The organism is Actinoplanes sp. NPDC051346 (assembly GCF_040682215.1).
In the GTDB taxonomy this organism is placed as follows: domain Bacteria; phylum Actinomycetota; class Actinomycetes; order Mycobacteriales; family Micromonosporaceae; genus Actinoplanes.
The window spans coordinates 20,842-30,802 of sequence record NZ_JBFBAJ010000028.1 but is presented as its reverse complement, the minus strand read 5'-3'; the positions used below and the strand labels follow the sequence as shown (position 1 = coordinate 30,802).

5 protein-coding genes are annotated in these 9,961 nt (G+C 66.3%); 3 read left to right on the top strand and 2 right to left on the bottom strand.

Annotated features, from left to right (window positions below; translation table 11 throughout):
* Positions 1-91 precede the first annotated feature (91 nt).
* Together AB0M36_RS37090 and AB0M36_RS37085 are read right to left on the bottom strand one after the other, a co-directional pair.
* Positions 92-1,084: an IS481 family transposase gene (locus AB0M36_RS37090; protein WP_364167336.1), complete on the bottom strand. Its 993-nt coding sequence runs from the start codon at positions 1,082-1,084 to the stop codon at positions 92-94.
* Positions 1,085-1,294: 210 nt separating this feature from the next.
* On the bottom strand, positions 1,295-1,981 hold the full coding sequence (locus tag AB0M36_RS37085; RefSeq protein ID WP_364167333.1) for an alpha/beta hydrolase: 687 nt from the start codon (positions 1,979-1,981) through the stop codon (positions 1,295-1,297).
* A gap of 1,671 nt (positions 1,982-3,652) precedes the next feature.
* Between AB0M36_RS37085 and pglW the strand changes: the two genes are divergently transcribed.
* Genes pglW through AB0M36_RS37070 form a run of 3 tightly spaced genes read left to right on the top strand, consistent with a single transcriptional unit; the run spans position 3,653 to position 9,961 of the window.
* Positions 3,653-7,786: a BREX system serine/threonine kinase PglW gene (gene pglW / locus AB0M36_RS37080; protein ID WP_364167330.1), complete on the top strand. Its 4,134-nt coding sequence runs from the start codon at positions 3,653-3,655 to the stop codon at positions 7,784-7,786.
* Entirely contained in the window at positions 7,750-9,105 is a 1,356-nt protein-coding gene (locus tag AB0M36_RS37075) for a DUF3696 domain-containing protein (RefSeq protein ID WP_364167327.1), read from the top strand. Before pglW ends, AB0M36_RS37075 begins: the two co-directional genes overlap by 37 nt.
* Entirely contained in the window at positions 9,095-9,961 is an 867-nt protein-coding gene (locus tag AB0M36_RS37070; RefSeq protein ID WP_364167324.1) for a hypothetical protein, read from the top strand. The genes AB0M36_RS37075 and AB0M36_RS37070 overlap by 11 nt, the downstream gene beginning before the upstream one ends.

Sequence of the window (9,961 nt, the reverse complement as noted above, 5' to 3'; positions counted from 1 at the left end):
TGGTCGCTAACCGATCTACCGGAGACCTCAACCTTTACCGATCACCGCCACGCCGCGACGACTTCAAGAGCCAGCCGTTACGAAACACGGCCTAGATGTGATGTCCAGCCAGGTTGTTCAACCTGGTGATGGGTGCCAGCTTGCCGATGGCGGTGTGGGGTCTGTGGTGGTTGTAGTCGTGTAGGAATGCGGGTAGGGCGGCGCGGCGGGCTTTCTCTGAGGTGTAGAGCTTGGCGAAGGCCCAGCCGTCGGCCAGGGTGCGGTGGAAACGTTCGACCTTGCCGTTGGTTTGCGGCCGGTAGGGCCGGGTCTTCTTCACGGTGATGCCCAGCTCGATGCAGGTGTCGCGCCAGAGGTGGGACTTGTAGGCGGAGCCGTTGTCCGACAGCACTCGCCGGGTGGTGACGCCGCGTTGGGCGAACCAGGCCACGGCCCGGCGCAGCACGCCGGTGGCGGTCAGGGCGGTCTCGTCGTCGTGGATTTCGGCGTAGGCGACGCGGGAGTGATCGTCGATGACGGTGTGCACGAACGCGGTGCCGATCATCGGGCGGTAGTGCTTGTTACGCGCTTTGGCGGCGGTGGCGGCGCGGTTCTTCTGGCCTTGCCGGCGGCCGAGGTAGCGCCAGCCGCCGCCGTCGGGCACGTTGCCGAGTTTCTTGACGTCGACGTGTAACAGGTCGCCCGGGGCCGGGTGTTCGTAGCGGCGTACCGGCTCGCCGGTGATCCGGTCGAGGTGCGAGAGCCGGTTCGCTTGCTGCCGGGTCAGCACGGCGTGCACGGTCGAGGCGGCCAGGCCGAGCTGGTCGGCGATCGGGACCAGCCCCCACCGTCGTTTACGCCGCAGGTGCAGGATCTTGCGCACTACCGGTGCCGCAGTCGCGTTCGGCTGCCGGTGTGGTCGTGACGAGCGGTCGCTCATACCGGCTTTGCCTTCGGTGCGGTAGCGACCGGCCCATTTCGCGGCGGTGCGCCAGGACACGTCGTAGCGTTCGGCTGCTCGTGCGGGTGACCAGCCGCCTTCGACGATCAGACGCGCTAGCCGCAATCGCGCCCGCGGAGTCAACGCGGCGTTAGCGTGGGACATGAAGGCCTCCAAGCTGGTCAGTGGGTCCTAGACAGCTCCACTGCACCGTTGGAGGCCTTCATCTGTTCACCAGATCGGGCGTTGATCGTCAGATCGAGTGGTCACGCCGCCTTGACCCACGTCCCCGGACATCACACCTAGATGACGCGACGGGTGTCGGCCCGCCCGGGCAGCGTCTGCGGTGATCATCAAGAGTCCGTTCTCGATGGCCTACCCCATCTTCCGGATCATGGTGGCGACCGAGTCCGGGTCGACGAGTTGGTGCAGATGCAGCCCTCGCAAATATTCGACCCGCCAGCCCCGCTCGCGCGCGTCCGCCGCCTTATCGCCGTTCCCCTTATCGCCGTCGGCCCCGAACACCAGATAGCCGCATGGCCGGTCGTCCCAGCCGTCCGGCACCGGGATGTGCTCCTCGAAGAAGGAGAACGGCAGCCGCGGCTGCTCGTCGCAGATCGCCCGCCTGATCTCCGCGTCCGGGAAGAGCGAGACGAGGTCGGCCTCGTCCCACCACTGCGACCAGGGCGGCACTCGTCCACCCTCCGCCTTGCGGCGGAGGGGCTCAAGCAACGCGGGCGCGACGGCGTCGGTCAGTCCTTCCCGGGCCGGCAGGGAGGCGTCGACGAAAATGCAGCCCCTCGCCGGACGGCCGATCGCGTCCACGACGACCGGCACGAACCTGCCCGCGTTGCTGTGGGCGACCAGGACCACCTCGGTCTCGGGCGGCAGCGGCGCGACAGCAGCGGTCACGGTTTCGGCGACCAGCGGCCAAAACGGTGGCTCAGCGTCAGCGAGATGCAGGAACGACGGCACCACCGCGTTCGGCAGGCGCTGACCCACCGGCGCCCAGGTCAACGGTCCCACCAGCGGGCTGTGTATCAGAACATAGGCGATCGTCACCGTGTCATTCTGTCAGCGCGTCCCGCGACCGGCTGGTCTTACGCTCACGGGATGGATGGTCGGTAGCGACCTTGGTTCCCAGGCTGGTTGTCGCCGCTGCCGCAGTTAGGCGGAGTCGGTCCGCCCGACGCCGAAACACCGGCGCGGCGGTGCCCGGCCTGTGGTGCGTAGTTGCCGCCGCGCTCCAAGCGGTTCGGCGATGGGCAAGGCGCAGTCGACGACCCTCTCTGTCACGCAATACGAATGCTTGATAATTGCTCGGTGAGACGTTGGCACGGGTTGGCAGCCGTTGGCACCGCACTGCAGGGGTCGGCACGGCGCGACCAGGCGCGGATCGGTGTGCTCCACGTGTGCTCCATGGGTCGGAGGAACCGGGCGCCACACGCGTTGGCAGCGGCTGGCACGCCCTGGTACGCGTTGGTACCCGCTGGCAGGTAAGCTGACGACTCGCGCCCTCGTAGCTCAGGGGATAGAGCAACGGTTTCCTAACACGCTGCCCAGCACGGCGCTAGATGGCCGTTTACCTGCGGTTATATTGAGTGGGCAGAGACCGCGGTGGTCGCGAGCCGCGCCGATGTGCTCCTCGCGACGAGGGTCGTCGGAGCCGCTGTGGATGGTGGGCAGCCGGCTGGCGAGTGCCGAGATTTGGGGTGTATTGCCTGAAGCAGTCTGGGCCGTAGCAATCGCTGGTTAGGTGCTGTCCCTGGGCCGTCAGCGGACGTACCAACGGCGACCTTCATGGGCTCTCAAGGCTGCGATGATCAGGAGTTGTAGGAATCTGATCCGTAGCCAGGAGATTTGCTCATATTTGCTCACTCTATGGCCGCTTCCACAGGAAGTGACATCACAGGCGTTTGGCCTGGTCAGGCTCGCATCGCATAGTGGCTGGTCGCGGCCGAGTGAACCAGCGCCTTCTACCAGGCTTTCCACCGCCGGTCCGCCGTGCTGATGCAGATCGGTTGGTGCTGGAACGGCGCTCGACATTCGATCACCACCGGATCACCACTGTCCGGGTTGAACATCACCGCGAGCACCTTCCGAGGTGTAGTCGGCTCCGCAGCCCATTTCCCGGTCAATCGCGTGCCGTGGTGCCTTCAGGTCAGCCGTCCAGCTGAGAGGCGTCGTGTCCTCCCTGGTCCGCGCGATCCGCGCCGCACGCCCGTGATCAGTATCAGGTCCATCCGACACCGCCGTACCGGAACGTCCGCGTTGGCGCTGGACTGTCGTCGAACGTCCGAGCACCATCGGAGCACCACGAGGTGTTGTCGCCGAGCATCGGTTTTCCTAAGGTGGACAGCCGGCGAGCGGCGCGTGGATTACCTGCAGGAACGCTAATAAGGCGCCACCTTTGCAAGGCCTCAGACGGATTCGTGCGGCAAGACCGCTGCCGTCGGCCGACAGCCGATACCGACCTGGCGGCTCCGACACTGTCCAACAGCTGCGCATTCCACCACCGCAGCCCTCCATGTAGCGATGCGGCATCTACCGAGCATCACCCCTTTCGGGTGCACACACAGCTCGTAATTGCTTGATCTCTATGAGTGTTCATAGTTGCTGCGCGAAGCTCAAAGCACCTGCTTCGGCGCGGGTAGATACTGACGCTGAAGCACATGCGCTGGGCGAACGTCTAGAGTGTTGGTCTGATGACCGTACGGTGGAAGGCCTTGGTCAATGCGTGAAGATTCGCCACGCTGGGAGCAGATCAACGCCAGCGCCTATCTTCACGAGCAAGACGGATTGCGCGAGCTGGCCTCGTATCTGCCGGATACCGACCCGTATCACGTATGGGCGAACATCGAGTTCGTTGCCGGGGACGGGTCGATCAACGAGATCGACGCCCTCGTACTCACGCCGAGCGGCCTGTACGTGCTGGAACTCAAGCACTGGCAGGGCGAGTTGCGCGGTGACGGCAGCCAGTGGGTACGCCGAGCGCCGAACTCACGGCTGATCCCCGAGGACAACCCCTACATCTTGGCTAACCGCAAGGCGAAGCGTCTGGCTAGCCTGATCAGCCACTACGCCCGACGCCAGGGCAAGGCTCCGGCGAGCCCGTACGTGTCGGCGGCGGTGTTCCTGCACGCGACGAATCTCGTGACGGAGCTGGACTCGATCGGTCGGCAGCACGTCTACGGGTTGCATGGCCGGCCAGATTCCGGGTTGCCGAGCCTGCGGGACATGCTCCTGGCTCAGCCGCGTAATCCCGCGCACCGGATCGATCCGGATCGTGGCCGGGAGATCGTGGAGCTGGTCAAGGGCACCAAGATTCGTCCCTCGGTGGCGAACCGCAAGGTGGGGCAGCTTCTCATCCACGCCCGGCCGATGGCCGAGGGGCCGGACTGGCAGGACTTCCTGGCAGCGCACGTGCTGGACACCGCACTCCTGCGTCGCGTCCGCTTCTACTTGACGAGTCGTGCCGCGGAAGAGGACGTGCCGGCGATCCGGGGCGCGGCCGAGCGCGAGTTCCGGCTTCTGCAGGGCATCCATCACCCGGGTATCGCCGGTGCCCACGACCTGGTTGAGCATGCCTGGGGACCGGCCGTCGTCTTCGACCACGAGGAGGCCTGGGTTCGCCTCGACCATTGGCTGGTGCAGCGCGGCGATCGGCTCACCATGGCGCAACGGCTCCACCTCATCGGCGATCTAACCGAGATCATCGACTATGCGCACTCCCGGCGGCTGGCTCACCGAGCACTGCATCCCGCCGCCGTGTACGTGTGCGACCCCGAGGCTTCCCGGCCCCGCCTGGTGGTGACGAACTGGCAAACCGGCGGACGTCTGCACACGGGTACCCGGATGACCCGTACCGGCCCGGCCAGTGATCCTTCCGATCTGGAGCTCTTCTACGACGACGAGGTACGCCGGTATCAGGCGCCGGAGGTGACGACGGCAGCTCGGCCGCCGGGGCATCAACTCGATGTGTTCTCGCTGGGCACGATCGCGTACCGGATCTTCGCCGGAGACCCGCCGGCCGGATCGGCAGAGGAATTGGCAACCGCCGTCCGGGACAGTGGAGTGAACCTGGCAGCAGCGGTTGACGGCATGCCCAGCGCGTTGGTCGACGCCGTGTATGACGCGACCCGAGGTGACCCGGCGCAACGCTTGGGCAGCGTGGCGGCCTTCCGTAACAGGTTGGAACGTGTCTGGGAGGAGTTGACCGCACCGGAGCCCGAGCCTGTCGTCGATCCGTTGACCGCGCGCCGAGGTGATCGCTTGGATGTGGGGCTGACCGTTGTCAGTCGGCTCGGTGCCGGGGCGACAGCAGTGGCACTGCTCGTCCACGAGCCTGCCGAGGGTGACAAGCCGTCGCGTGAGCTGGTGCTCAAGGTGGCCCGCGATGAACGGCACCGGGATCGTCTGACAGCAGAGGCCGAGACTCTGCAGCAGCTCCGTCACCCGCAGGTGGTCGCCCTGGTGAAGGGGCCGATCGAGGTGGGCGGCCGGACTTCCCTGCTGATGGATTCGGCCGGGCCCCGAACACTTGCTGAGGACCTCCGCGACGGCCGCCTCGCCATCGACCTGCTGGAGCGCTACGGGCGCGACCTTCTGGAGATTGTCGCCTACCTGGACGGCCAAGGCGTATGGCACCGGGACCTGAAGCCGGCCAACCTGGCGGCCCGCCCACGGCCCAAGGACAAGCAGCCACACCTCTGCGTTTTCGACTTCTCCCTGTCGTCCGCACCGGCCGATCAGTACCAGGCCGGAACCACCGGCTACTTGGACCCGTTCCTTGGCGACGCCAGGCGGCTCCGCTACGACGCTGCCGCAGAGCGATTCGCGGCCGCGGTGACCTTGTTCGAGATGGCCACCGGCACGCTGCCGCAATGGGGCGGCGCAAACCCGAATTCGGTGAGCGGCGAAGTGACGCTCGACCCTGCCATGTTCGACCAGGAAGTCGCCGACCGGATGGTGGACTTCTTCGGTCGAGCCCTGGCCAGGGAAGTCGGTGACCGTTTGCACACGATCGACGAGATGGTCGACGCCTGGCGGGCGATCTTCCGCTCGGTTCCCCGCGCGGGAGCCGCTCCCACCGACTCGGGCACCACGGTAACGCTCAGCCGGACGTCACCGCTGGCCAGCACGGACCTGACCGCCCGGGCGCGCTCGGCACTGGAGCGGCTGGGCTTCGTGACGGTGGGTGACCTGCTGGACGCGCCGCCGTCTGAGCTGACCCGAGCCCGCAACATCCCGGACGCCACCCGCAAGGAGATCCTGGCGCAGGTCCGCGTTCTGCGGACGGCCGTGGCCACGCCGGAGCCGCAGCCGACCGCGTCGGACGAGTCGCCGACGCAGGGTGTCGAAGCGCTGTGCACATCGCTGCTTCCGGACGCGACGACCCGCAATCGCAAGGCACGAACCACCCTGGCCGTCCTTCTCGGCCAGTCGTCCGGCGAGGGCGATACGCTGCTGCGCTGGCCTACCCAGGCGGAGGTGGGGCGGCTCACCGGTCAGACCCAGCCCCAGGTCTCGATTCTGCTCCGCAAGCAGTTCAAGCCCTGGTCGGACGACATCGGGCTCTCCGCCGTACGTGATGAGATCGCCGCCCTGCTGGATGCCCGCGGGTCGGTGATGTCAGCGGTGGAGATCGCCGAGACTCTGATCGCGAACCACGGCTCCTACACACCCGAGCCGAAACGCACCACGCAGGCGATCGGGCTGGTCCGTGCCGCGGTGGAGGTGGAACTCTCCCTCGGCGGTGACGCCCGCGTCGCCATCCAACGATTCCGGCAGTCCGACACGGTTCTGGTGGGTCGCGAGCCAGATGATCCCACGGCTGAGACCACCGCCGCCGACAGGCTGAGCTACGTGGTCGCCCTCGGCGATCGGGCCGCAGCGCTAGCGGCCGCCAATCCTCTGCCGTCACGACAGCGAGCGGTTGAGGACCTGCGGACCCTCCCGGTCCCTGCTGGCATGCCGGCCATCGCCGATCTGCGTCTGCTGCAGTTGGCTGCGGCAGGTAGCAACGGACGGGTGGACGTGAACGCGCAGGGTCAGCTCTATCCCGACGGCATGTCGGCCGAACGGGCGCTGCGCCTGTCCGCAGGTAGCCTGATCGGCCAGAAGCTCACCGCCGAGGAGGTGCACGATCGGGTCCGGGCCAGGTTCCCGCGCGCCGAGCCACTGCCGCCCCGTCCTGATCTGACCACGCTGCTGCGCCGTTGTGCCGTTCCTCTGACATGGCATCCCACCAAGCGCATCTACGCGCCGCCGGAACTGCCGTCACAGTTGACCGGGATGACCGGTACTCGTACCGGCACTACGGGCGGCACTCTGATCGGTTCTGTCCCACCGGACGAGGTCGCGGTCAAGCTGTCCGGCGTGATCCACCGTCGCGCCTTCCTGGCCGTGCTCACGTCACTGCGACGGTTGACTGCTGTGCGGCGGGCGCTACTGGACCGGCTTGATCTCGTCGAAGTGGACGTCACCGCGATCCTGCTGGACCGTCTTCGCAGCCTGGGCTACCCCTGGGAGACGATCATCAAAGCGGACAACGGGTCGAGTACCGACCCGGACTTCCGCAGCCTGGTCGAGTTGGTCCAGCACGAAGTGATGCCGGCAGTCCGCGAGGCCTTGTCAGCAGAGTCGCCGATCGTGATCACTGAGGCCGCCCCGCTGGCACGCTACGGGCAGATGGGCATTCTCCAGGAGCTCGTGGACCCTACCGTGCCACGACCCGCGGCGCGGTTGCTCCTTGTTCCCGCCTGGCGACCGGAACCGGCACTGTTGGACGGCACCCCGCTGCCGCTGACCTCGCCGGCAAGCCAGTTGCTGTGGGTGCCGGAGGGCTGGCTCAAGGCGACCGTCTGATAGAACTGCTCACTATGGCTATCCGGCGGTTAATCCTGGAGAACTACCGCAGTTTCCGGGAGCGGCAGGAGATCGAACTCGCCCCGATCACCGTGATCCTGGGCAAGAACAACTCCGGCAAGAGCGCACTCGTTCGGCTCCCCCTGCTACTGGACAGCGGGCTGCGGACGGACTCCCGGGTTCCTCTCGACCTGGACCGGCTGGGCGCCGACGCCGTGAACGATTTCCGCGAACTCTATTTCGATCAACTCACCCGGCGCCCTCTGACTCTCGGGCTCGACGTGGACGGCCACCAGCCCTTCAGGCTCGAGGCGGATCTGGAGTACATCGACTCGACGAGTGCGGCGATCGTTGCCCGCCTCCAGTTGAGCAGCCCGAGCTTCACCGGCGAACTTGTTTCGTCACGGATGCTGATCGCCGACAACGGGACACGCGACATCGACGGTTTCAGCGAGGACTCCGGGCCGAGGCCCTTCGAGCCGGGAGAGCCTTTGGAGTACGAGGTACGGGTGCCTGGTCAGTTGGTCGACCCCCATCTCGAGATCGTGGAGTTCCGTGGCCTGCTTCCGGACTGGGCTGGCGAGCAGGACTTCGATCCTGGGCCGATTCGCTATCTCGGCCCGTACCGCGAACCCGTCGCCCGCCAGCATCGGATGCCACACGGCATCCCGGTGGACATGGGCAACCGTGGTCAGGGGCTGCCCGCCCTGCTGGCACACGACCGGGAACGCACCGGAGGGCGGCTGCTCGACCAGATCAACGAGCGTCTGGCATCGATCGTGCCGGGCTGGCGCATCGACGAGGTGCCAGCCGGCCCTCTCCGGTCGACGGTTCTGACGCGGCGCGGCAGCAAGGTCCGCGTCAATCTGGCCGATGCCGGAAGCGGTCTGGCGCAGGTGCTGCCGATCATCGCGCAATGCGCCATGGACGACCTGTACGAGGGCGTTCCCCGAGCGCCATTACAGATCATCGAGGAGCCGGAGCTTCACCTGCATCCGGCCGCCCACGCCGACCTGGCTGACCTCTACCTGGCCACCGCCCAGGCCACTGGCACACGTTTCCTCATCGAGACACACAGCGAAACCCTCCTGCTTCGCTTACGCCTGCGTGTCGCCGAGACGGGCAACGAGATCAGTCCGGATACGGTGGCCATCTATGTCGTCGAGCAGAACGACGGCGAGTCGATCGTCCGCAGGGTTCACCTGGACGACCTCGGGAACCTGGACGACAGCTGGCCCCACGGCTACTTCTCGCAGGACTATCACGAGGTGCGGGCGCTGGCCGCCGCACAGCGCGAACGGAGGCACCGTGCTTCTTGACATCGACGACGCGATCTTCGATGCCACGAATCACCAGCCGGTCCTTCAGCTACTGGAGATGGTCGCCGACCGCCGGCACGACTGGTATCCCACGCTCGCTCAGGCAGAGAAAGCCGATGCTCTGGTGCGCCGGCTCATCCAGGCCAAGATTCAGATGCCCCTGCTGGAGGAGTGGGTTCAGCAGGCGTTCATTGAAGCCAGTAACCCGATCCCGGTTGCCGATCGCCGAACTGTCCCGGTCGGTGTCGCCGATCTGCAGCGAGCGGTGGCCGATCTGGCCAAGCCCGCGGTGCTGCTGGTGGAGAACGAGTTCGGGGACGGCGGCTTCGTGCGTGCGGTGGCCGTGGCTTTCGGAGACGACCGGATCATCGAAGCGCTGGAGCGGGACCCCAAGTGGCTCACCATCTATCACGGCGGCGGCAAGGGGCAGATGCCGCAGCTGGCGGCGGCCCGCTGCCGTGAGTTCTCCACGGTTGTCCGTGTCGCCGTCTTGTATGACAGCGACCGCAAACGTCCAGGACCCAGTGAGAATGAGGGCAAGGTCAAGCAGACCAGGGACGTGGGCGTCGACCATGTGCATCTCTGGACCTGGCGCATGATGGAGAACTACGTGCCGCTGCGCGTGTGGGACGACCACTTCCCGTTGAAGTCCGACGCCATCGACGGACTACGACGGAAGGCGGTGGCCGAGCGTGGCTATATCGACATCAAGCGGTGGTTGGTGGGTGGCGGAAAAATGCCGTTCCCGCTGTTCCCTGACGAGTTGAACCTGACCAGGGAGGACTTCGAGGAACTCGGCATAGACGCGGTGGAGGAACTACAACGGGTGCTCTCCATGATCAACGAAATTCTGTAG